The organism is Candidatus Saccharimonadales bacterium (assembly GCA_040903985.1).
In the GTDB taxonomy this organism is placed as follows: domain Bacteria; phylum Patescibacteriota; class Saccharimonadia; order QS-5-54-17; family QS-5-54-17; genus JBBDUI01.
The window spans coordinates 58,916-80,851 of sequence record JBBDUI010000002.1; the positions used below are offsets into that span (position 1 = coordinate 58,916).

The 21,936-nt window shown below is 48.0% G+C and carries 24 protein-coding genes; 18 read left to right on the top strand and 6 right to left on the bottom strand.

Annotated features, from left to right (window positions below; all coding sequences use genetic code 11):
- Window positions 1-152: 152 nt before the first annotated feature.
- Complete coding sequence (locus WD467_00330) at window positions 153-1,814, top strand: ABC-F family ATP-binding cassette domain-containing protein (protein ID MEX2452347.1); 1,662 nt, start codon at window positions 153-155, stop codon at window positions 1,812-1,814.
- Window positions 1,815-1,859: 45 nt separating this feature from the next.
- Here the strand turns inward: WD467_00330 and WD467_00335 are convergent, their stop codons facing one another.
- Together WD467_00335 and WD467_00340 are read right to left on the bottom strand one after the other, a co-directional pair.
- Window positions 1,860-2,138 carry a hypothetical protein gene (locus WD467_00335; protein MEX2452348.1) on the bottom strand — a complete coding sequence of 93 codons (279 nt, stop codon included), beginning with the start codon at window positions 2,136-2,138 and terminating at the stop codon, window positions 1,860-1,862.
- 143 nt (window positions 2,139-2,281) lie between these two features.
- Window positions 2,282-2,959: a Crp/Fnr family transcriptional regulator gene (locus WD467_00340; GenBank protein MEX2452349.1), complete on the bottom strand. Its 678-nt coding sequence runs from the start codon at window positions 2,957-2,959 to the stop codon at window positions 2,282-2,284.
- A 146-nt stretch (window positions 2,960-3,105) separates the two neighbouring features.
- Here WD467_00340 and WD467_00345 point away from each other — a divergent pair, with 146 nt between their 5' ends.
- The 9 genes from WD467_00345 to WD467_00385 all read left to right on the top strand — a co-directional run bounded on the left by WD467_00345 (window position 3,106) and on the right by WD467_00385 (window position 12,467).
- Window positions 3,106-4,032 (top strand): methyltransferase domain-containing protein, encoded by a 927-nt coding sequence (locus tag WD467_00345; GenBank protein ID MEX2452350.1) that lies wholly within the window; start codon window positions 3,106-3,108, stop codon window positions 4,030-4,032.
- 203 nt (window positions 4,033-4,235) lie between these two features.
- The gene (locus tag WD467_00350) at window positions 4,236-4,631 is read left to right on the top strand and encodes a DUF305 domain-containing protein (protein MEX2452351.1); all 396 of its coding nucleotides are present in this window, start codon (window positions 4,236-4,238) and stop codon (window positions 4,629-4,631) included.
- A 115-nt stretch (window positions 4,632-4,746) separates the two neighbouring features.
- Entirely contained in the window at window positions 4,747-5,685 is a 939-nt protein-coding gene (locus tag WD467_00355) for a hypothetical protein (GenBank protein MEX2452352.1), read from the top strand.
- Between the two features lie 2 nt (window positions 5,686-5,687).
- On the top strand, window positions 5,688-5,921 hold the full coding sequence (locus WD467_00360; GenBank protein ID MEX2452353.1) for a hypothetical protein: 234 nt from the start codon (window positions 5,688-5,690) through the stop codon (window positions 5,919-5,921).
- 2 nt (window positions 5,922-5,923) lie between these two features.
- A complete protein-coding gene (locus WD467_00365) occupies window positions 5,924-7,066 on the top strand; it encodes a PAS domain-containing sensor histidine kinase (GenBank protein MEX2452354.1) in 1,143 nt (380 codons plus the stop codon).
- A gap of 150 nt (window positions 7,067-7,216) precedes the next feature.
- On the top strand, window positions 7,217-7,618 hold the full coding sequence (locus WD467_00370) for a response regulator (protein MEX2452355.1): 402 nt from the start codon (window positions 7,217-7,219) through the stop codon (window positions 7,616-7,618).
- Window positions 7,619-7,744: 126 nt separating this feature from the next.
- On the top strand, window positions 7,745-8,431 hold the full coding sequence (locus WD467_00375; protein MEX2452356.1) for a hypothetical protein: 687 nt from the start codon (window positions 7,745-7,747) through the stop codon (window positions 8,429-8,431).
- Window positions 8,432-8,476: 45 nt separating this feature from the next.
- Window positions 8,477-10,129: an FAD-binding oxidoreductase gene (locus tag WD467_00380; GenBank protein ID MEX2452357.1), complete on the top strand. Its 1,653-nt coding sequence runs from the start codon at window positions 8,477-8,479 to the stop codon at window positions 10,127-10,129.
- A gap of 85 nt (window positions 10,130-10,214) precedes the next feature.
- A complete protein-coding gene (locus tag WD467_00385) occupies window positions 10,215-12,467 on the top strand; it encodes a PBP1A family penicillin-binding protein (GenBank protein ID MEX2452358.1) in 2,253 nt (750 codons plus the stop codon).
- Between the two features lie 8 nt (window positions 12,468-12,475).
- Here the strand turns inward: WD467_00385 and typA are convergent, their stop codons facing one another.
- Window positions 12,476-14,287, bottom strand: coding sequence for a translational GTPase TypA (gene typA, locus WD467_00390; protein ID MEX2452359.1), 1,812 nt, complete (start codon window positions 14,285-14,287; stop codon window positions 12,476-12,478).
- A gap of 180 nt (window positions 14,288-14,467) precedes the next feature.
- On the opposite strand from typA, the gene WD467_00395 reads away from it, so the two are divergent.
- The 4 genes from WD467_00395 (at window position 14,468) to WD467_00410 (ending at window position 16,904) form a co-directional block, all read left to right on the top strand.
- Window positions 14,468-14,620, top strand: a complete 153-nt coding sequence (locus WD467_00395; protein MEX2452360.1) for a lmo0937 family membrane protein — start codon at window positions 14,468-14,470, stop codon at window positions 14,618-14,620.
- A gap of 200 nt (window positions 14,621-14,820) precedes the next feature.
- A complete protein-coding gene (locus tag WD467_00400; GenBank protein ID MEX2452361.1) occupies window positions 14,821-16,047 on the top strand; it encodes a DEAD/DEAH box helicase in 1,227 nt (408 codons plus the stop codon).
- A gap of 70 nt (window positions 16,048-16,117) precedes the next feature.
- Entirely contained in the window at window positions 16,118-16,528 is a 411-nt protein-coding gene (locus WD467_00405; GenBank protein MEX2452362.1) for an ion transporter, read from the top strand.
- 55 nt (window positions 16,529-16,583) lie between these two features.
- The gene (locus WD467_00410) at window positions 16,584-16,904 is read left to right on the top strand and encodes a hypothetical protein (GenBank protein MEX2452363.1); all 321 of its coding nucleotides are present in this window, start codon (window positions 16,584-16,586) and stop codon (window positions 16,902-16,904) included.
- A gap of 20 nt (window positions 16,905-16,924) precedes the next feature.
- Here the strand turns inward: WD467_00410 and WD467_00415 are convergent, their stop codons facing one another.
- Window positions 16,925-17,620, bottom strand: coding sequence for a Crp/Fnr family transcriptional regulator (locus tag WD467_00415; protein ID MEX2452364.1), 696 nt, complete (start codon window positions 17,618-17,620; stop codon window positions 16,925-16,927).
- A gap of 294 nt (window positions 17,621-17,914) precedes the next feature.
- Between WD467_00415 and WD467_00420 the strand changes: the two genes are divergently transcribed.
- Window positions 17,915-18,394 carry a GreA/GreB family elongation factor gene (locus WD467_00420; protein MEX2452365.1) on the top strand — a complete coding sequence of 160 codons (480 nt, stop codon included), beginning with the start codon at window positions 17,915-17,917 and terminating at the stop codon, window positions 18,392-18,394.
- Here the strand turns inward: WD467_00420 and WD467_00425 are convergent.
- Both WD467_00425 and WD467_00430 read right to left on the bottom strand, forming a co-directional pair.
- Entirely contained in the window at window positions 18,387-19,355 is a 969-nt protein-coding gene (locus WD467_00425; GenBank protein MEX2452366.1) for a hypothetical protein, read from the bottom strand. The two genes, WD467_00420 and WD467_00425, sit on opposite strands and share 8 nt — an antisense overlap.
- A gap of 6 nt (window positions 19,356-19,361) precedes the next feature.
- Window positions 19,362-20,411, bottom strand: a complete 1,050-nt coding sequence (locus tag WD467_00430; protein ID MEX2452367.1) for an LCP family protein — start codon at window positions 20,409-20,411, stop codon at window positions 19,362-19,364.
- A gap of 22 nt (window positions 20,412-20,433) precedes the next feature.
- Here WD467_00430 and WD467_00435 point away from each other — a divergent pair, with 22 nt between their 5' ends.
- The 3 genes from WD467_00435 (at window position 20,434) to WD467_00445 (ending at window position 21,932) form a co-directional block, all read left to right on the top strand.
- Entirely contained in the window at window positions 20,434-20,826 is a 393-nt protein-coding gene (locus WD467_00435) for a hypothetical protein (GenBank protein ID MEX2452368.1), read from the top strand.
- 169 nt (window positions 20,827-20,995) lie between these two features.
- Complete coding sequence (locus WD467_00440) at window positions 20,996-21,445, top strand: Hsp20/alpha crystallin family protein (GenBank protein ID MEX2452369.1); 450 nt, start codon at window positions 20,996-20,998, stop codon at window positions 21,443-21,445.
- Between the two features lie 88 nt (window positions 21,446-21,533).
- Window positions 21,534-21,932: a hypothetical protein gene (locus WD467_00445; GenBank protein ID MEX2452370.1), complete on the top strand. Its 399-nt coding sequence runs from the start codon at window positions 21,534-21,536 to the stop codon at window positions 21,930-21,932.
- Window positions 21,933-21,936: the final 4 nt, after the last annotated feature.

Consider the following 21,936-nt stretch of genomic DNA (forward strand, 5'->3'; position numbering starts at 1 on the left):
TACAAAGCCGGTAGCCGTAAGTAGCCTGAATGACGGAATCGCTCGCATCAACTGGTATAGTTAACCTAAAGTAGTTATATAAGTTAACGGTTAGCTGACCACCAGCTAACTCAGCTGTGGCGGCTAACACCCGCCTTAATTTAAGAGGTTCTATGATATTGTCCGCCCACATTACAGAAAAGTCGTTCGGTAGTTCTCAGCTACATAGTAACGTTGATCTTGAGATTCAGGAGAGAGAGAAGGTCGGTCTGATTGGCCGCAACGGAACCGGAAAATCTACATTATTCCACATTTTAACTGGTGAGGATACCGACTACCAAGGCCAGATAAAGGTTAAGCGAGGCGCTACTGTAGTCAGTAGTCGGCAGGAACATTACGGTTTTGAGGCCAAGAGTGTCTTAGAGTACATTCTCGGTGACTTACCTGAGTATCAAGAACTAGCCCACATCATCGATACCTATCCGCAGACGATGGGGAGCAATCCTCGTAAAATTCAAGCATATACCGATGCTCTAGAACGCTTCGGAAAACTAGAATACTTCGAGATTGAAGGTGAGCTAGAACAGTCCCTAAAGCAATACCAGCTTACTACCACTAATCTGCACCAAAGTTTAGGCTCACTTAGTGGTGGTCAGAAGCGGATGGTAGAGTTGATCAAGATGCAGCGTAGTCGAGGGGATATCATTTTGATTGACGAACCGACCAACCACATGGATTACGTGGCTAAGAACACCTTTATCGAGTGGCTAGATGCAGCGAATGAGGCAGCTCTCATCGTCACACACGACCGAGACGTGCTGAATAACGTCGACCGTATCATCGAACTCCGTGACGGTATAAGCTATTCATTTCGCGGTAATTATTCGAGCTACTTACGTACAAACAAAACTCAAGTCACATCTGAAGTTAGTACCTATGACTTAACCCAAAAAAGAATACAGACTCTCGAACAGGACGTCATCCGTTTTAAACGCATGAAGGAGAAGGCGCGAAACCCGGGCACCATTAAACGATTTAAGTCTCAAGAACTAAAAGCCCGAGCAGAACTAAACAAGCTCTCAGAGCTGGAGAGGCCTTCATTCTGGATCGACCAGGAGACGGCACTTGAGATGAACGATAAGGTTACTAAGGCGTATGACAAGTACAAGGCAACTAATATTCGCGTGAGTACACGTAAGAAACAGCGTGAGGGGAGCGGCAAGGTCCTAATTAAAATCGATAAGCTGAGCTTAGGCTATGACGAAGATCCGCTATTCGATAAGCTGAGCTTAAGTTTACGCGAAGGAGAGCGTCTGCGGCTACATGGACGTAACGGAAGTGGTAAAACTACCTTAGTACAGGCCATTATGGCTAGGGCGCAGCATGAGGTGTCACCATCACAGCAGTTCAGTGGTAATATCTGGATCGAGAATGGTATCCGGATCGGACTATACGAACAAGCAATCAGCCCAGGCTATCTATCCCTAACCTTAGCTGAGGCTATAGAGGGCATTCATCGGAGCTTAGATTTGCCGGTCAATCAACAACGCGTCAAACAGCTATTGAGCGACTATCTCTTTGATCCCGGTAGCGATGGTAAAACTCCGGTTAAGTTGCTAAGTGGCGGACAGAAAGCACGGTTGCAGCTGATAGCTATGCTAGCTGGTGATCCACAGATACTGATCCTCGATGAGCCGACCAACCACTTAGACCTCCCCAGTATTGAAGAGCTAGAGAATGCTCTATCCGACTATCATGGCGCTATCATCTACGTCTCGCACGATAGTTTCTTCGCTGACAAACTAGGGGGCGAAGAAATAAAGATTGGTTCCTAGTCAATAAGCTACTCTTAATTAGTGGGGCTAGAGGGCTTTTAAGCCTTAGTTAGTATTTCTAGCTAAAACATAATCGTAAGGGGATGGGAGCTGTAGGGGTGGCTTCTCGATTGCCTCAGCTTCATTCTTTTCTGCTCTCAACACACCGGCCCCGATTAGCTGCAGCTCCATCTTCTCGCTTGAATGTTTAAGTCTCGTGAGTCGAGCGTGAAGTTCAGCATTCTCACGATCAATGTTGACGTAATGAATGCCATAACCTACCATACCCGCCAAAACAACGGAGAAGGCGACTACGAGAGTAAATACAAGTTTAGAAATATACACTACTCACACTCCTTGGCACACATATACTATAGTTATATAGTAACTTTTTATCGTCGCTCTATCCGTGACAAAACGCACAACCCCGGTGCTAACAAGATAGCTCGTTAATTACAATTAAGTAGGTCTTACTCAGTAAATGGGGGTTAAGAGTAAGCTAGCTGCTTAAGCCGTTTTACATCATTAACGGTGATGTATTGGGTGCTATCAGTAGTAATAATTTGCTCCTGTCGAAGCTTAGATATCTCACGTGAGACTGTTTCTCGAGCGACACTTAATACGTAAGCTAAATCCTGATGAGTCAACGGAGCTATGATTCGGATCCCAACATCAGAGAACTCACCAAAGGTAGTAGCATAGAAAAGAAGCTGATGTGCTAGGCGCTGATAGGATGAGCGAAGTGCCAGATTCTCTAAACGTTGAATATTAGAAGTCAGTCTCTCACCGGCCACCTTTAGCAAATCACGATAAATCAATGGATCATGTTCTAAATCGGATGACAGTGTGGCCGCCTCTAGACCATACAGCTCGACACTAGACATCGCCTCATAATAGAAAGTCTCGGGCCCTCTATACAGATCTTGATCAAAAATCTCCTTCATAACTACCGTTAAGGGGAATACTGAACCGGCCCCGTATACACTTTGAATACTTTGTAGACCATCAGCAGTGATGAGGTAACGTTTAACAAAACCTGATTTAACCATTAATACCAGCTGAGTTTCGTCATCTGTAGTCTGGATGAGCTCACCTTTACTGTAGGTCCTTGTTTTGCCCTGGCGTAAGGCTATTTCGAGATCGGTAAGTTTCATGTCATTACTCATGGTTAAACTAATACAACCACTTTCGGCCTATTAGAGTCAACATGAGTCGTATCGATGGCAGTATCTAGCTCCACACATCATCTTCTATTCCTCTACTTATAGGTGGTATAATAGACAATCAATTTAAACTTATACAAGGTTTATTTATGTCAGAGAGATATCAGCGGCCTAGCGAAAGATTTTCTGATTACGCTGCGGATAGCGGTGTCTTGCTTTTTGAGCAGTACGCTGGTGAGGAGCCAAACGTCGGTGAACGGTGGAAATATTACGATTTGGCAACCTCGCCCATTGACTTTGAGCATGAAATATTGAGCCTGCTTGATCTTGATGCCGACGCAATCGTGGCAGATGTCGGATGTGAGAGGGCTACCCTACTTCAAGATATGCGCTTAAGGTACCGGCATCGTGGCGCTCTAATCGGAGTTGATCTCTATCCTGAGAAGTTAGCGGCGGTTTCCCAAGAACTGAACGACCTCGGGGCCGAAGGTATTCACTTTATAGCCGGAAATGCTAAAGAGTTACCGCTAAAAACCGATTCTCTAGACGCACTGTTCTGCCTATTTATGCTCTACCACCTAGAAGACCCCAGGGAAGGATTAAGCGAGATTAGACGTACCGTTAAACCTGGCGGTAAAATCCTAATCAGTACTAGCGGTAAGACTAATAAGAGACGCCACCGTGAGATAGAAATGGAGATTGCTTCCTATCTAGGCATAAAGCCGCCGCCAATATTTACATCTTCATTTAACTCTATTATCGCTGCAGAAGAGTTGCCGAAGTGGTTTCAAGTGCAGGGGCGAATCCGCCAGGCCGGATGGGCTAAGATCAAAAGTCAGTCGGGGTATGAAATTTACCGAAACTCGCTTGCTACTATGAGAAGCACCTTTAGCCCAGCGCCTAGTGATGAGCAGTGGGATGATGCCATTCGTAATGTTTTGGTACCAGCTATAAACTACGATATCGACCAGCAACCGATGTACGATGGGAGCGGCACCTTACAACCACGTTACTTCCGAGATACAGTTGAACGCGACTTCTTTATCTGTGTTAATAACGAGCCGCACACTGGCTGAGTGGAGCGATTTAGTCACCCTAACTCCAATACAAAAACTATTAATAAAAACCCAACCGGGACCTTAACTTAGACTCAAATAAGATCATACGACAACCTGAACTTTGCCCCAAAATGTTATAATCAAAAGAGCTGTAACGGAGAGGTAAAATGCCGAGCCCGTATAAGTCGCTGTCCCTAACGGTCGGTGTGCACTTTTTAATTATGTTTGCGCTAACCTATGTCGCGGTTAATGCATTTAGCGATATATTGTTCAGTTTAAATAAACTTTATATGGCCGTGATCATGGTAGTACCTATGGTAGTCCTAATGCTACTGTTCATGAGCCATATGTTTGAGAATAAAAAGCTTAATAAGCTAATCTACCTAGCCAGTGCAGCTCTATTCCTGCTAATTTTTGTAGCCATTCGTGACCAAACTTTTAGTGACAACGAACGTTTCCTTAGCTCTATGATTCCGCATCACTCTAGTGCAATCGTCATGTGTGAGCGTTCAGAGTTAACCGATCCGGAAATCATCACACTCTGTGAAGAGATAGTGGAAACTCAAAAAAAAGAAATCGATCAAATGAATGCCATTCGCACGCGGTTAAACCGGTAGCAGCTAATCGGCCCCCCGATTTCTCGCTTGACGTTAAACTATCTCTATCTGTAGGGCGCTCCTAGTCGGTGGATGGTGTAGAATATTAGGTGATGCAGGATAATGGAGCAACTAAATGGCTACAACCTCAAAGAATGCTGCGAAAAAAAGTCTTAGATTTGAAAATAACACTGACCTGCTGCTCTACGGCTTAATATTTATCCTCTGGTATGCTTATCTGTTCATGACCCTGGCAACGCCAATCGATGTACCATATGATCTGTCTAACAATATAGTTTTAACTTTACGCATAACTATAGCTGCACCGTTTTTAGCTATCTGGTTCTCCGGCATCTATGCTTACATCAGAACAATTGCTTACAGCCACGCCTTAAGGGGGTGGGCTGGTGAGATTGCCTTTAAGCGCATAGCCTACGGTATCCTCTTTCTGTTAAGTGGAGCAATCATCCCCTCGCTACTTAGCACTTCCTCTAACTATTTCAGCCTAGACGGTGGTTCTGAAATTATAGTAACGGTTTTAATTAACTATTTCCGAGTAGTGCCATACTTAATAGCTTTTCTATTGTTCTTCGATGGAGTCCGTCGGTTAAGTCGAGCTGAGAATATATTTATCCCTGTTAAACGAGCTGTTGTTACACTTGCTCCGTTATTAATTCTAGCCTTCGTTTGGCTTGAGATAATCTTCAGTAATCCGCTTAGGACTGATGGCATATACCATCTGCGGGATAGTTTGATTATCTTAACCCTAGTCCTGCCGTCGCTTACTGCCTGGGCTCTGGGCGGACTGGCCGCGCTCAGTTTTCACAACTACGCGGCTAAAGTAAGTGGAACCATCTACGCTAAGGCCCTTAAGTTTTTCGTAGTCGGTTTAGTGGCCGTAGTCTTCAGCTCTATCATGCTACAATCGTTTACTTCACTCGGCACTGAACGATTGCTAGAGCTCCGCATTCGAGAACTTCTACTGATCATATACATTTTTCTAGGTTTACAAGGCAGTGGATATTTCTTTATGGCTAGAGGGGCAAAAAAACTTACTAAGATTGAAGTTGTCTAGTTATGGATTCTATTTATCAGAAGGCACTGAGAGTTACCTCCGACTACCTCGGTCCGGCAGCTGATCGTTTCTTACGACGCCAGATATCATTTCATCTAGAGAAAGAACCAGAACACCTAACGCCTGCCGACGTACCCTTACTAGCGGAATGGGTAAAGGTATCAATCGCCATCTTGACCGAGGATAAGCAGATGGTTGATGAGTTCGGTAAACGTTTTAAAGCTTTGGTCGAGTAAAAATGAGTAGTTCGCAAAAGCTGCCAAGTAATGCCGCTAAGCTCGATGAGTTGATGGAGGTGTACGTTAGCCGGCTAGAGAAGAAAGTGGCCATGGAAAGTAAAAGCTTACAGATGATGGCCGATGCTGTGCCACAGATAGTCTGGATGGCCGATCCCGAGGGAAAACCAGACTACTACAATATGCGGTGGTATGCCTATACTGGCCTCCCTCCCGGTTCGGAAGGCAGAACGCTAAACTGGAGTAAAGTTCTACACCCAGAGGACGAACAGAAAGTTAAAACAGCCTGGCAGCACTCGGTCAAGACAGGAGAAACCTTCGAAGAGGAGTTTAGGTTAAAGAAGCACGAAACCGGTCAGTACCGCTGGTTTCTAGGTCGAGCAAGATGTGGTCGTGACCCTAAAGGAGACGTCATGCGGTGGTTTGGCACGAGTACAGATATTCATGAGTACAAACAAGCCCAGCAGGATAAAGATGAGTTTATCGCCATTGCCAGTCATGAGCTGAAAACACCTATTACTAGCATTAAGCTGTTTACCGAGGTGATTAAGCGACAATTATCTGAAAAGCGTGACCAAAAGTTAGTCCAGCAGTTCAACCTAATGGATGGTCAGGTGATGCGCCTTAGTAATCTAGTAGATGATCTGCTTGATATATCACGCTTAGACGCTAGCAAACTAGACTTCCGTCAGGAGAAGTTTAATATCGATCAATTGATAGATGATACAGTGAGCAATTTCAGACTAACCAGCGCAGATCACATCTTTCATACGGAAAGCACTCCAAACTTATTGGTCTGCGCCGATAAGCATCGGGTTGAGCAAGTGCTAGTAAACCTCATCACAAACGGCATTAAGTATTCTCCCGACGGCAGTACTATAACCATAGCGGTGAAACGCCAGAAGATGATGGTGATAGTAAGCGTAAAAGACGAAGGGATAGGTATACCGAAGTCACAACAAAAACAGATCTTCACTCGTTTTTTCCGTGTCGATGATCCACGCAAGAAGCAGGATTCCACAGGATTAGGCCTCGGTTTATATATTTCGGCCGAAATAGTTAAACGGGAAGGCGGCAAAATATGGCTGGAAAGTACAGCCAACAAAGGATCTACCTTCTACTTCAGTCTACCGCTTGCCGTTTAAATCAGCCGCCGGTAATCACTAAGATTCCCGCTACAGGAATTAAAAATGATACTATGTAACATGATATACCATCGACTATAAAGTAAGTCGTGGTACTATCCGCTACTAGTTGCTAAATAAACACTTAACACCTATGGAGTAGAGATAGTTATGAGCCGAAAGACTAAAACGCACAAAATTTTAATCATAGATGATGAGGCAGCTATTCTTAGCGCCTTGGAATTGTTTCTAGAACAAGAAGGTTATGAGGCAGAAGTTTCAACTAGTTTCGAGAAGTATCTCAAGTCATCCAAGCGACCTCGACTTCCAGATCTAATTATCCTCGACATTTTACTCGGTAATGAAGATGGACGTGCTATCGCTCGCCGCTTCAAAGCTAGTACCGTAACCCAACGCATACCGATTATTATGATTTCAGCTCATCCAGATATAGCCGAGATGTCCCGAAGCGCCGGTGCAGACGCCTATCTGCCTAAACCGTTTAATACTGAGGTTATCTTGCAGACTATCGATAGGCTGCTTGAAGCAGCGCCTTCATCCTCTTTGAGCTAGCTAATATCATCAGCTTTCAGCTCCGCGATACGGGTGCGTAAACTGGCTTACACAAGCTTTTATTGTCTGTAGCAACTGAGTAGTGTACACTATTAAGCATAATAACTTAGTAAATAAATACGCCACATGGATTCACATTTAGTTCTAATTGCGCTGCACCTACTCGGATTTGCTTTCGGTGTGGGTGGAGCTACGGCTAGCGATGCTATTTTCGTTCGATCCGTAAAGGACGGTAAGGTTACCCGAAGTGAGTACAACATCCTTAAGACTGTATCGATAATCGTTTGGACTAGCGTCACCATCCTCATTCTTTCTGGCACCCTCTTGATGTTACTCGAACTACAGCAGGGAGGAGACATACCACGACTTGGCTTTAGCTTCTTTCAACTTAAACTGACCGCTTTCGCCTTGCTAGTAGCTAATGGCGTCGTCTTCCATTTCAGGGTTTTTCCCTTGCTCAAGAGTACTATCGGGCAGTCGTTTAGAGAAGAGGGTGTACGACATAAATACTGGCTATTTGCACTAACTGGTGGGATATCTATCGTTTCCTGGTATACGGCCTTTCTAGCCGTAGCCTTCTCTAGTGTGCTGATAGATTACCCTTATCTATTCCTACTCAACATCTATGGCCTGCTAATCTGTGGAGCTGCTCTGAGTGCTTACCTCGTACTTCATTCCTTCGCTATGGAGAGGGGACTAGTCTGGACTCTATCTACCATCTACCGTCATCCATTCGTAGTTAAGATGGTATTAGTCGGTCTACTCCTAGTAAGCGGTCTACTAGCGCAGGGCTATGAACTATTTCTGACCTAGTCTAAATGAAGCGAGAAAACAAATAATTGGAGTTGGAGAGTACAAATGGATAACTTAAAACGACAGATAGAACAGTTAGTTGAAGGTGATGTCAGCGCTGCCACGACAGATTTAGAGCGAGCCAGTCATGATGCCAGCCTATTTGAGATCGTGCCTGAGCTGGTAGTAGCCCCGAAGACCAGCGACGATGTTGCCGCTCTAATAGGATTTGTCACCGCCCAAAAGACCGAACATGCAAACCTCTCTCTGACTGCCCGGAGCGGCGGTACCGATATGAGCGGTGGGGCGGTGAATGAGTCAATCATAGTCGATATGAATAAATACCTGACCAAGATCGGCCAAGTAGAGGAGATGCGGATCTCGACCCAGCCCGGTGCCTTCTACCGTGACTTTGAAGCAAAAACCCTGGAACATGGATTAATCATGCCCTCCTATCCTGCCTCGCGCGAACTTTGTACCGTCGGTGGCATGGTAGCAAACAACGCGGGAGGGGAGAAGTCGCTGCAATACGGCAAGACTGAGCGCTTCGTCGCCGAGCTGGAGGTAGTCTTAGCAGATGGTAAAAAATACCACATCCGCCCCCTAAATCGGCAGGAACTGGACGCTAAGATAGCTCAGGGTGATTACGAGGGCAATCTCTACCAGGCCATATTCGAGCTAATCGATAAAAACTACGACCTCATTCAGGCTGCTCGCCCCCAGGTTAGCAAGGATTCGACCGGCTATCATCTCTGGAACGTTTGGGACCGTGACAAAGAGATATTTGACCTCACTCAGCTCATTACCGGCTCCCAGGGTACGCTCGGTTTAGTAACCGACATCCGCTTTCGTTTAGTCATCGCACCTCAGCACTCTGGTACTCTAGTCATTTTCCTGCGCGAAACTAAAGATCTAGGCCAATTAATTAACGACGTCTTAGCCCACGCGCCGGCCACTTTCGAAGGATTCGATAACTACACTTTAATGCTTAGTTTTAAGCTTTTCTTTTACTTCCGGAAGAATCTAGGCTGGTGGGGGATGATCAAGCTTGGCATACAGTTAATCCCCGATGCGATCAAACTCTTACGCGGCATCCCGAAAATGGTGCTCTTAGTTGAGTTTAATGGCGCTACACCCGAAGAGGTGGCCGACAAAGTATCCGCTATGCATACTGCACTCAAGCCTTACGGACACGACGCCTTATTCGAGGAGGATGAGACTGAAGCTAAAGCGCGTAAGTTCTGGATTATGCGCCGGGAAAGTTTTAACTTACTAAGAAGCAAGGTGAAGAATAAGCACACCGCCCCGTTCATCGACGACCTAGTCGTTCCCCCAGAACACTTACCGCAGTTTCTACCCGAAGTACGTGCGATTATTAATAAGTACAAGTTACTAGCTACGATCGCCGGCCACATGGGTGACGGCAACTTCCATATCATCCCACTGATGGAGATCGAGAAACAATCGGAGCGGGACAAACTGGAGCCGGCAATGCGTGAGGTAAACGAACTAGTTCTAAAATACGGCGGCTCTCTTTCTGGTGAGCATAACGACGGTTTAGTACGCGGCCCATGGCTAGAAGAAATGTACGGTACAGAGATGTATGGCATCCTCAAGCAGGTCAAGCAGATATTCGATCCGCAGAACATCTTTAATCCACACAAAAAGACCGATGCTACTTGGGAATACTCTAGCGCCCATATTCGGAAGAAGTTCTAAGCCCTCCATCCTGATTAAAGGCCCTGAAATGCTATAATAACTAGACTGATTAGTGAAAATTAATTGCGATTAAGGTAGGACTGTTTTGCTTATTAGAACGTATTACCGTCTGCGTAACTTCTTCATGCGCGGCTACCGCCGCTTCTCTAGCTATTCCTTGCGGAAGAAAGTAGGTATCATCGTCGGCTCTGGTCTAGCCTTTCTGATCATAGTTCCACTCCTAACTTACGCCTATTTCGTGCGTGACATCGCTAACGAAGAACGTCTGATGAACCGTAACAGTACTGGAGTTATCCTCCTAGATCGACATGGTGAAGAGTTTTACCGCGCATTTAACGCTAATGCCACCGAAACAGAACGAGTACCCTTGGAGCAGTTGCCCCAGCAGCTAGTTGAGGCCCTAATCGCTACCGAAGACCGTAACTTCTATGAGCATGGTGGCTACTCAGTGCGTGGCATCGTAGCGGCCCTTTACGGCAATGTACTTAATCGTGATGCCACTAAATTCGGCGGCTCTACCATCACCCAGCAACTGGCCAAGAACGCCCTCCTAACTAATGACAAAAACTATCTGCGCAAGTACCAGGAGCTGTCCTTAGCCATCGCCATCGAACGTCACTATGAGAAAGATAAAATTCTAGAACTCTATCTCAACTCTGTTTATTTCGGTGAGGGAGCTTTCGGTATCGAAGATGCCGCCCAGACCTATTTTGCCAAGCCCGCCACAGAGCTTACTTTAGCTGAAAGCAGTATCTTAATCGGTATTCTACCAGCCCCTTCGGCTTGGTCGCCCATTACCGGGAATCTTGAGCAGGCGCGCGAACGTCAGGAAGTGGTATTGGATAGCATGGCTGAAGTCGGTTACATCGAAGAAAGCGCAGTCACCGCTACCTTAGCAGAGCAACTCGAATTCCAGTCTATCGAAGTAGTGGGCGAACAGTACGCCATTCACTTCGCCGAGATGGTTATCGATGAGTTGGAAGAGCGCTACGGCGAAGAGAGGGTGGCCCGCTCCGGTTTCTTAGTCACCACCACCCTAGATTTGCAGTGGCAGCAGTCTGCTGAAACCGCCGTCACGCAGCATCTAGCTCAACTGCAGTACGCTGAAGTCGATAACGGCGCGGTCGTAGCTATCGATCCGGAAAATGGGGCTATTCGCAGCTTAGTAGGGAGTAGCGACTGGAGTAACGAAGAGTTTGGCCGAGTCAATATGGCTACCGTACCGCGTCAACCCGGTTCCAGCTTTAAACCGATTTACTATGCCGAAGCGCTAGCCGAGAAACAGATCACCCCGGCCACTATCTTAGAAGATGTCCCGACAACGTTCGGAAACAGCTACGAGCCAGAGAACTTCGACCTAAGTTATCGCGGTGATGTTACCGTGCGCCGAGCTTTGGCCAACTCACTTAATATACCGGCCATCAAAGTGATGGAGCAGCTGGGAGTGAGCGAGTCGATTGCCGCTGCTCAACGCCTAGGACTCGATACTATCGATACATCAACCGATTACGGTCTCTCGCTAGCCCTCGGTACGGCTGAGGTACCCTTAATAGATATGACTAACGCCTACGCAGCCTTCGCAGCTAGCGGCATGCAGCATGAGACGGTACTTATAGAGGAAATCGATAATAAATATGGCGAAACAATCTTCCGTTTTAACAATCAAGGTAGTCGCGTGCTCGATGCTGGAGCGGCATACTTGATCTCCTCTATTCTTTCGGACGAATCGGCCCGAGCAGAAACCTTTGGTAGCAGTCTATCAATCGGTCGCACGGCAGCGGTCAAGACCGGCACGACAGAAGACAACCGAGATGCATTAACACTCGGCTACACTCCGGAAATTGCCGTTGGAGTCTGGGTGGGGAACAACGATAATCGTCCGATGAGTGCAATCGGTGGTTCTACCGGAGCCGCCCCGATCTGGCGCAGTGTGATGCAGACTATTACGACTGATATGCCGGCTGGGGAGTTTACCCAACCAAGTAGTATCACTTCTGCCTTAATTTGTTACGGGAACGGTCTACGCGCTAGTGAGGCTTTTGCCGGGGCCTACCGCGAATACTTCCTACGTGGCACGCTACCTAGATTCGGCTGCGCAGCGCCCGAACCGGAACCGGAGGAGGAAGAACCCCCTGCCGACGAAGTCGAAGAAGAAGATACGACACCGGATGAGCCAGAGACAGGACCACCGGAAGATGATACCGGTACCGGGCAAGATAACGGTGGGGATGATGATACTGGGCAACCAGATGACGGTGATGATCCAGATGAAGATGATAGCCCGCCTGGAAATGGCGGACAGGGTCAGAATCCCAGCTCCGGCCAGACTCAAGCCTAAGTAGACCTTTAACGCTTCTTGTTACGTAAGTTGCGATCAAGCTCGCGTTTACGCAACCGAATACTCTTCGGAGTCACTTCCATTAGCTCATCATCTTCCAGAAAATCAAGTGACTGCTCTAGGCTAAAACGAGTAGCCGGGGTTAGCTGCACTGTGCCATCACTGCTCTTACTCCGCATATTGGTTAAGTGCTTCTCCTTAGTAACGCTAACGTCTAAGTCCTCACTCCGGCTGTTTAGTCCGACTATCTGGCCGCTATATACTTTCTCGCCCGGACCGACGAAGAGGGTGCCGCGAGCCTCAACCGACTGTAGTGCGTAGGGAGTAGTCACAGCGCTGTCAAAGGCGATTAAGGCGCCGCTGCGTTGCTGATCGAGATCAGGGCCTTTTGGTTGATAGCCTTTTAGCATACTGTTCATAACCACCGTACCCTTAGTCTGAGTCACCAAGATATTACGTAAGCCGAGGTAGGTACGGGTCGGCATCTCATAAATTAGGCGTGCATCTCCGGAGCTAAGGTTAGACTGAGAGATAGCTACTGCCCGCCGCTTGCCCATTTCACTCTGGACAGTACCGGTATACTCGGCCGGTACTTCGATCGCGACCTCTTCAAATGGCTCTAAGGTCTGACCGTTCTCCTGACGATAAACCACTCGCGGCTGACCGACCTCAAACTCAAAGCCTTCTCGGCGCATCGTCTCAATTAAGACACTTAGGTGGAGCTCACCCCGGCCGCTAACGATAAAACCGATCGCTTCCGGTTCGAGTTGGAAACCGATATTGGTCTCTAATTCTTTCTCTAACCGCTCGGCGATCTGCCGTGAGGTGGTGAAGTCGCCTTCCTTACCCTTTAATGGAGAAGTGTTGGGACCCAAATATATACTTAGGGTTGGGTCTTCCAGCTTAATAACCGGTAGAGCATCCGGATGCTCAGGGTCAACTATGGTCTGACCAATCTGTGCTTCACTCAGGCCACTGAGCGCGATGATATCACCTTGCTCGGCACGCTGAGCTTCCACCCGGGCTAGGCCTCGATAAGTATAAATCTTATCTACTTTTCCGGTAGAGGTGATGCCGTCTGGAGTAGCTAGCGCCACTTTCTTTCCAGGCACCACGCTGCCCCGACCGATGCGGCCGATAGCATATTTCCCTTCATAGTTGTCCCAAGCTAGGGAAGTGACCAATAACTGTAAACCTTCACCCGGGGTAGGCTGTGGTGCCGGCACCTGCTCGATAATGGCATCTAATACGGGGGTAATAGTAGTTTCCGAATTAAAGTCTACCGGCATAGTGTCCCAAGCCTTACCATCTCGCGCTACAGCGTAATAAATCGAGTACTGTAGTTGTGATTCGATCGTCGCTAGATCCAAGAAGAGATCGGCTAGCTCGCTCTCAACTTCCGCGATACGAGCTCCTGGCTTATCAATCTTATTAATGATCACGATCGGCACCAGGCCGGCCGCTAGAGCCTTAGATAGGACGAACTTGGTCTGGGGCATCGGGCCTTCCTGGGCATCAACTATTAGTAAGCAGCCGTCGGCCATATGCAAAATACGCTCGACCTCACCGCTAAAGTCGGCGTGACCAGGTGTATCGATGATGTTGATGCGATGCTCAGCATACTCGATAGCGGTGATCTTAGCAGTAATAGTGATACCACGCTCCCGCTCTTGGTCGTTAGAGTCCATTAGCAGCTCTTGACTCATTTCGGCCTGATTATCCCGGAACAGATTACTCTGCTTGAGAAAACTATCGACCAAAGTGGTCTTGCCATGGTCGACGTGAGCTATGACGGCGATGTTACGAATATTATTTGACATATCCGCGTAGTATAACAGCATTCGGGGTTAATTTTGAGGGCTAAACCATAAGATGCGAACAGTAGGCCCAGACCCAGCGGGGTAGCTACGTGTGATCTACATCACAGATAATGTAAATTTATTTGCTTCTTAAAGCCAATAATGCTACTATAAATAGTAGTAAATAAAGGAGATACCCACATGTTATATACAATCATCGTCATCCTACTAGCCCTCTGGCTGTTCGGACTTTTATTCGAAGTTGCCGGCGGCTTAATCCATCTACTACTAGTGGTAGCATTGGTAGTCTTCATCTATAACCAAGTCACTAAACGCCGCGCCTCGGTCGAATAGGTAGCCGCAGTAGATAGCCGGACCGTTTCAGCCAGTGTGCTAGCGGTCTGGCGCATTAAGGACAGATAGTGTATAGTTGTAAACTGTGCCAACTGCCCAAACAGGTGCAGGCACTATTTTAATTTAGAACTTTCAAGATGAATACGAGACTTCGATCTAAACTCGCTGTTCGTCAGCAAGTTTAGAAAGAGGTTACATCTATGCAATACAATTCAACTTCTCGTGGTGGTACACGTTATCGCGGCGGGAATCAACGCAATCGCAGTGGCGGAGGCGGCAACCGTCGTCGTGCGCCCCAAAAAGGCCGTGGCAACCAAGGCCAATATATCCATCCGGATAAATTCGTTAATAAGATGCCAGTAGCCGATCAACCAGTCTTTACAGCCACTCATAGCTTTAGTGACTTCGGACTGTTCCCGGCCCTTGAGCAGACCTTGCAAAAACGTGGCTACAGCTCACCAACAGCTATCCAAGATGAGGCGATTCTGCCCGCTATGGATGGTCAGGACGTGATAGGCATCGCCAACACTGGCACCGGTAAGACCGCCGCCTTTGTGCTACCGATTATTCACCGCCTGAAGACTGGCCAAGCCGATGGTCAAGTGCTCATTATCGCACCAACTCGCGAGTTAGCCGGGCAAATTGATGAAGAGTTTCGCAGTTTCTCTCAAGGACTCAACCTATACTCGGTCGTCTGTGTCGGCGGTATGCGTATCGACCCTCAAATTCGGGCCTTACAACGCCGTCCCCAGGTCGTAATCGGCACTCCCGGTCGACTGAAAGACTTGCTACAGCAACGTAAGCTACATCTAGACTCTACCGGTATCCTGGTCCTCGATGAGGCCGACCGCATGCTAGATATGGGCTTCCTACCCGACATCAGGTTCTTACTTGACCGCTTACCGACCAAACGTCAATCGCTGTGCTTCAGCGCGACTATTACGCCAACCATCAAGGACCTAATGGATCGGATGATGAACGATCCGGTCTCAGTCTCAGTTCGTACCGGTGATACCAGCCGGCAAGTAGCCCAAGATATCGTTCGGACTACTTCTAAAGAACACAAGCTAGAGGTACTGACTAATCTCCTAGCTCAACCGCATTTTGAGAAAGTACTAGTCTTTGGTCAGACTAAGTTCGGCGTACAGCGTCTAGCCGATACTCTCAGCCAGCAAGGTACGCCAGCCCAGGCCATACACGGTAATAAGACCCAGTCCCAGCGTCAACGAGCTCTGAAAGCCTTCAAGGACGGTCACGTAGACATCCTAGTCGCGACCGACGTCGCTGCTCGTGGGCTCGATATACCTAACGTCAGCCATGTCATTAACTTTGACCAGCCCCATACTTACGACGACTACATCCACCGTATCGGGCGTACTGGTCGCGCCGGTAAACGAGGCGAGGCCCTGACCTTCATCTCACAGTAAACTGGCTCACCCCACCTCGTCACAGTAGAGTGGGGTGGAGTCAATAGCTGCTATAGTTATGTTTAAGTATATGAACTACTTAACTCAACAGCTAAAAGAGCAGCTCATCGCCATACGTAACTCAATACTGTTTGAAGCTGTATTCGTCATACTAGTTATCATCAGCATCGCACTACTACTTGGCGAGTTCGTGCTCCCAGTATCGTCCACGACCATACAAGCTTTCGGCCAAATCAACATGGCTATCGCTTGGATATTTCTGGCAGACTTCTTTTTAGGACTACTCATTACACCCGATCGACGGCTATACCTAAAGTCCGACTGGTTTCTGCTACTAGCCTCAATTCCGGTAAGTGAGTACGTCTTCAGCTCACTGCGAGTTTTCCGCTTAGTCCGAATTTTCCGTATTTACGGGACAATCAGCCGAAGCCTAGCCATACCCCACCTCCGCTTCTTATTTAAGCGCCGGCGCAGACACTAGTCTCAGCACATTGGTATAATGAAGATAGGCAAATTAGAGTAGCAAGGAGGCCGCAATGACAGATTCACAAATTGCTCGTCAAGCAGCTGATCGACGAGACAACGCCAAACGCTTAGAGCGCGAAAAGGTTAAGAAAGAACAGCGGGTCAGAAGCCTAGAGAGAGAGGCCAACCGCCATAAAGCTGGTGCGGCTGGGCATATCCTAGGAATGCAGGATAGCTCCGATATACAGGCAGCCAACTATCAGCGTGAGGAAGCTCAGGAAGCTAAAAACGAAGCCGAGGAACTAGCGGCAGAGGTGGATGAATTAAACGCTGAGAAAAAGCGCCTAGAAGAGGAAGCCGACCGGTTAAACGAAGAAGCTAAAAAAGCGTAAACTCCCGAAATGACCGTTGACTAGCTATCACGCAGTTCCGGCTTAGGATTAATGATACGGCGCAGCTGAGCTTGATCTTTTATGATGAGGTGTTTGTCTTTGGCGTTCACAATATCCTCTCTTCTGAGCCACTCCAACTCCCGGGATATCGTCTCCCGAGCCATACCTAAGCTATCGGCTAAGTCCTGATGGGTTAGGGGTAATTCGATGATTATCTGATCATAGAGCTCACTAGAGAACCGCTCAGCCAGGACTAGGAGATGATAGGCTAGCCTCTGCCGGGCGTGTTTAAGTGGCGAGGCTTCCACCCGACTCAGGTAAAGTTCGTAATTATTAATCAAACTGACCACTAGCTCGCGATACCCTTCAGGGTGTCGCTCGAGATATTTCATCAGCTTATCTGCCGACTGAACATAGACCTCCACCGCCACGATTGCCTCGAAATATACCATCTCACGGAGATGGTAGGGCGAACGACCTAGATTAGCCCGTAGCGTTGGAGCTAACGGAAAGATCGAGCCTGGACCGTAGATACAAAGCACATTATAGTTTCCCTCACTTGTTATAGCGTAAGACTTAACGTAGCCGCTCTCCAACATAAACACTGGGCTACCGTTTTTTTTAGAATCATAAATGATTTCTTCCTTATCAAACTGAGTACGTGTGCCGGTCTGAAAGAAAGAGGCTATGAGTTGAGGCTGAGACTGCTCGAGCATAAAGGTTACTCTTTCTCACTAGGATACTTATCAGTATAGCTGATGACGTGATAAACATCACTGATACCCCCTCAGCTATGCGATATAGTTTAATTCCGAAACACATGTGATGTCATAGCCACACGTGAAACGGGTGAGGTAGAAAAGTAAATAAGGAGGTGCAATATATGCGTATTGCCTTAAATAAACTAGACCGTAGGGCGACGTCGGTACCCCTACGCTTAATGGCCGAGCGCGAACGGCCGCTCTATGCCAACCATAGAGATCAACTCCGGCTACTGTATCGTAAAATTAATGATAGGAGTAGAAGTTATGTATCACCCCGGCCCTACATTCATTACGCAGACCGGTTTTCAAAGTCTAAAAGATAGGCTCGATCAACTCGGTCGTAAGCGGACTAAACTCGGACACGATCTCCACGCCGTACAAGAGCCTGGCAAACGCGTAGAGAATGGTAGTTTCTCTACGATCTGGGACCAGAAACTACAGATCGAGGAAACCATTCACGACATAAACGCCACCTTGCGTAATTCCAGCGTCATACAGCGGCCTACGCGACGTCTGCGCATAACCCTCGGTAGTCAGGTCAAGCTCAAAGGGGGTGACCAGATGCGCGAGTTCACCCTAGTCGACTCACCGGAAGCCAATCCGAGTATAGGTCTAATCTCCTATAAATCCCCGGCTGGTAGCTCACTGCTAGGCAAGCGCATCGGTGAGCAAGTGGAGATCGGCAACGGTAAGAAGATTACCTACACCATTCTCGACATCAACTAGCTGGATCACACTGTCCCTCCCAGTCACGCAGCGCCTCGCAGCTGTAGCGGACTGGGAGCAGAAAATCTTCGAGTGAGTTTAAATACGTCATCGTGCGACTGGTTATATGTTTTACGAGATCCTCTTCGACATTAGGCTGAGTAAGACTGTACTCGGCCTCCGCCGCCCAACGTAGGGTATGAGTGAATTCATGCACGATTGTAGAGTTTAATATCCAGTTCGGGTTCCTAATATAAGGTGGAGGTACCTGCTCTACATCCAACACCCCAGCCTCAGCATGCGTCGGATAGTCACTCAAAGCAGTAGACCCCGGCGCGATTACAATCGGATGGATACGCGGCTGCAGCTCGATAATGTCCTGGAGCCACGATAACTCCTTAATTCGCCATGGCACTGAGCCTCCACTAGCGTGACAGCTAGAGCGGGCGCCCATCTCATTTACAGCGCGGCGTGATAGCTGCAAACCATTGATGCATTTGCGCGGATCACTACTAATTAAAATCGGTATCTCGTGACCGGCAAACTCGCCTGCACTGAGACGCTCTCGGAGACACTCCATAGTGGCACTGAGACGGGGGATCTCATATGGAGCCTCGAAAGCAGCGAGTAAAAGCCGCTCCAGGCCATCGCTATCGATCAGTAGGTCTCCTTCGGAATAAATCCGCACGGTTATCCCGCTATCCTCCATATACCTCGACTCAATCTCGGAGAAGCTACTCAGTTGATCTAGGGTCTCGTTCAAATTAACTTGAGTTAAATCCTCATGCTGAAGTGGGTTACGCGAGTTATGATTCGGTATCTCTAGCTCCGACTTCACATCTGGCAGTTCACAACCAGGAAAATCAGGCACGGCTTCCGGCTGAGCAGAGCCAGCTCCACTACTACAGCCCGACAGCGCTAAACTGCCGGCAGCTAGATAGACTGCCAGTTTCGGGGCACGATTTCGAGCTACAAACTCCAACCTAATCTACCGGCTAAACTCTTCGACCTCGGTTTGGTCGAAAATATTATCTATGAACTGTTGAATCTCACTAAAACCGCCACTTCGTGGTACCAGAGAAGACCCAGCTTCATTTTGAACCGGTACTAACAGATTTGAAGTGTCGATCACATACTGGCTTGGAGTCTCAGCATCAAGTTGGCGGGCCAGATTAGCCAGCTTGAACATCTCTAGTCGTGTTAAGTTGGTCGTAACGTGTGCTTCAAAGACCGCTAATAATGATCGTATAGTCGAAAAGTCAGTTAGTACTTCTCGACGCATGATCTCCGTCTGCAGTGCCACCACGACCTGCTGCTGGCGGTGAGCGCGATCAAAGTCACTGGTCGTCGTCTGACGCGAACGAGCATAGCGCAGAGCAGTTTGTCCATCAAAGTGGTGTTCTCCCGCCTCGATAACTAACGGTTCATAACCGTTATAGCCGGGGGCTGGATAGAAAGGATCCTCCAACAGCTGTTCGACTTCGACCGTGATCCCTCCGACCGCATCGATTATTTTCTCAAAACCTTCGAAGTCAAGAGCTAGATGGTAGTGGATCGGAATGTCAAAGTGCTCCTCAATCGTAGCGGCCGTCAGCGCTGGTCCACCACCGCGATAATCGTAATTTTCTCCGTAGGCGTGAGCGGCATTGATCTTAGCTGAATCAAACCCAGGGATAGAGACGTACAGATCTCGAGGGATACCGACTATGGCCATCTTTGGACGCTCGCTATCTGAGTGATCGATGCTAATCAGCATTATCGTATCGCTCAGCTTTGCCGCCTCATCCACGCCTAGAACTAGTAGATTCGTCCTCCCGGCGTGATTAGCCAACGGGATAACTCGTACATACCAATAGCCAGCAGCGATTAAGAGGGCGGCCGCTAGAATAATAACTGCAACTGCTGCTAGAACGAGTTTAAGTAAGTGATGGTGTTTGGGCTTCTCACTATGACGCGCCTTTCTGCGTTCACGACGAGTTGGCTTATGGCTCTCCTCCGGAGATTTATCATCAGGTTGATAGTAAAAATAATCGATCATTAACTCTATTCTACTGCTAAATGTGAAAAATAAACAAAAAGGACATAATTTGCATCGTTCGAAAATGCTCGCTACACTACACCTCATGCGACGTAAAACTCCAGCCAGCCACCCTATCACTATCGCTGTTCTATTAGTGGTCATGGTGGGGGCGAGCGTTTTCCTCCTTCAGCAGCCAGATCAGGTCGAGCTGTCTACTAATGAGACGGCCAGTCAGTCTACTGAATCCGACTCTACCGGCTCAGTTCCTCTCGACATCGACAGCATTGGTGATCTGTCACAAATTGTACCGACCGGTAGTACCTCACCCCAGAGCACCAGCTCAAACCCACAACCGACTCAAGGCAGCAGTACCTACGCGCAATTCGAGGGCACCCAGCAAACCGTTCAGCCGCAAGCTAGCACCGCCAACTAGCGGCACCATTTTCGTAATAAATTTATTTGCGATCGTCAAAAAAGTCGTTACAACCTACGCCACCTAGGAGTGAATTGCAGGGGAGAAACGTCTAGCTAGCACTCTTGACGGTAGAGTGCCAGCTGAGCTAAAATTAAAGTACGTAAGTAACTTATAAGGAGGTACCACTATGGCACTTATTCGTTATAACAACCCCTTTAAAGAGTTGGAAGAGATGCAAAACCAGCTCAATAAGCTATTTGACGAGTCATTAACTTCAACCGCGAGGTCAGGGCTGACTACACCTACAGCCGATGTCTACATGAACGAGGATGAAGACAAGCTCATCGTCGAAGCGCACCTGCCGGGCTATGAGCAAGACGACGTCGAGTTGCAAATCGAGAACGGCGCGCTCATCATCCGGGCCGACCGCCAGGAACGAAAGGAGCAGGATGAGAAGCGTAAGTACATCCTGCGAGAAAGCTCCAGCAGCTACTACCGCCGGATCGGTCTGCCGAAAAATGTCGAAGCCGATAAGATTATGGCCAACTTCGACAACGGTGTACTAGAAGTGAACGTACCGTTTAAGGAACTACCGAAGCCGCAAACCGTCAAGATTGAAGGAAAAAAGAAGAAGTAGTCAGTACCACTAATCATTGCGATCCGCCTCTCGTTTACACACTGCATTTAGTGTTGTATAGTATAGACAATTTAGTGGAGATATACGGATGCATGAAAAAAACGGCCTGCGATTTACGAGCTGGGACGATGTAAAAGAACACGAGGGTACGGACACTATCGAGCGCATAAGCCCTAACTGCGATCTCGACCGGCCCGATTTGCCCGATGAGTTACGTGAGGAGATGCAGGCGCTTTATCCGCCCGAAAACTGGGGGCCGCTCTGGGATCTAGAGGAGCGCCGCAGTTTTATGTTTAACCGCATCATCAGTGTGGCCGCAGAGGGGGAGATCGATGCAAGAACGATTGTAGCTGCATATCGCTCCCGAGATGCGTTGCAAAAACTAAAAGAAGATGCGAAAACTCTACTTCGCCGCCAAGCCGCCAGAAATGAATTTCGTCGCCTAAAAATAGCTAGTCGTAGCCTCGAGACGGCGGACACAGCCTAGTTAA

Excerpts from the sequence above, each read along its gene's own strand:
- WD467_00330 (MEX2452347.1), top strand. The coding sequence starts at position 153 with ATGATATTGTCCGCCCACATTACAGAAAAGTCGTTCGGTAGTTCTCAG.
- WD467_00340 (MEX2452349.1), bottom strand. The coding sequence starts at position 2,959 with ATGAGTAATGACATGAAACTTACCGATCTCGAAATAGCCTTACGCCAG.
- WD467_00345 (MEX2452350.1), top strand. The coding sequence starts at position 3,106 with ATGTCAGAGAGATATCAGCGGCCTAGCGAAAGATTTTCTGATTACGCT.
- WD467_00350 (MEX2452351.1), top strand. The coding sequence starts at position 4,236 with ATGTTTGCGCTAACCTATGTCGCGGTTAATGCATTTAGCGATATATTG.
- WD467_00355 (MEX2452352.1), top strand. The coding sequence starts at position 4,747 with ATGGCTACAACCTCAAAGAATGCTGCGAAAAAAAGTCTTAGATTTGAA.
- WD467_00360 (MEX2452353.1), top strand. The coding sequence starts at position 5,688 with ATGGATTCTATTTATCAGAAGGCACTGAGAGTTACCTCCGACTACCTC.
- WD467_00365 (MEX2452354.1), top strand. The coding sequence starts at position 5,924 with ATGAGTAGTTCGCAAAAGCTGCCAAGTAATGCCGCTAAGCTCGATGAG.
- WD467_00370 (MEX2452355.1), top strand. The coding sequence starts at position 7,217 with ATGAGCCGAAAGACTAAAACGCACAAAATTTTAATCATAGATGATGAG.
- WD467_00375 (MEX2452356.1), top strand. The coding sequence starts at position 7,745 with ATGGATTCACATTTAGTTCTAATTGCGCTGCACCTACTCGGATTTGCT.
- WD467_00380 (MEX2452357.1), top strand. The coding sequence starts at position 8,477 with ATGGATAACTTAAAACGACAGATAGAACAGTTAGTTGAAGGTGATGTC.
- typA (MEX2452359.1), bottom strand. The coding sequence starts at position 14,287 with ATGTCAAATAATATTCGTAACATCGCCGTCATAGCTCACGTCGACCAT.
- WD467_00395 (MEX2452360.1), top strand. The coding sequence starts at position 14,468 with ATGTTATATACAATCATCGTCATCCTACTAGCCCTCTGGCTGTTCGGA.
- WD467_00400 (MEX2452361.1), top strand. The coding sequence starts at position 14,821 with ATGCAATACAATTCAACTTCTCGTGGTGGTACACGTTATCGCGGCGGG.
- WD467_00405 (MEX2452362.1), top strand. The coding sequence starts at position 16,118 with ATGAACTACTTAACTCAACAGCTAAAAGAGCAGCTCATCGCCATACGT.
- WD467_00410 (MEX2452363.1), top strand. The coding sequence starts at position 16,584 with ATGACAGATTCACAAATTGCTCGTCAAGCAGCTGATCGACGAGACAAC.
- WD467_00415 (MEX2452364.1), bottom strand. The coding sequence starts at position 17,620 with ATGCTCGAGCAGTCTCAGCCTCAACTCATAGCCTCTTTCTTTCAGACC.
- WD467_00420 (MEX2452365.1), top strand. The coding sequence starts at position 17,915 with ATGATAGGAGTAGAAGTTATGTATCACCCCGGCCCTACATTCATTACG.
- WD467_00430 (MEX2452367.1), bottom strand. The coding sequence starts at position 20,411 with ATGATCGATTATTTTTACTATCAACCTGATGATAAATCTCCGGAGGAG.
- WD467_00440 (MEX2452369.1), top strand. The coding sequence starts at position 20,996 with ATGGCACTTATTCGTTATAACAACCCCTTTAAAGAGTTGGAAGAGATG.
- WD467_00445 (MEX2452370.1), top strand. The coding sequence starts at position 21,534 with ATGCATGAAAAAAACGGCCTGCGATTTACGAGCTGGGACGATGTAAAA.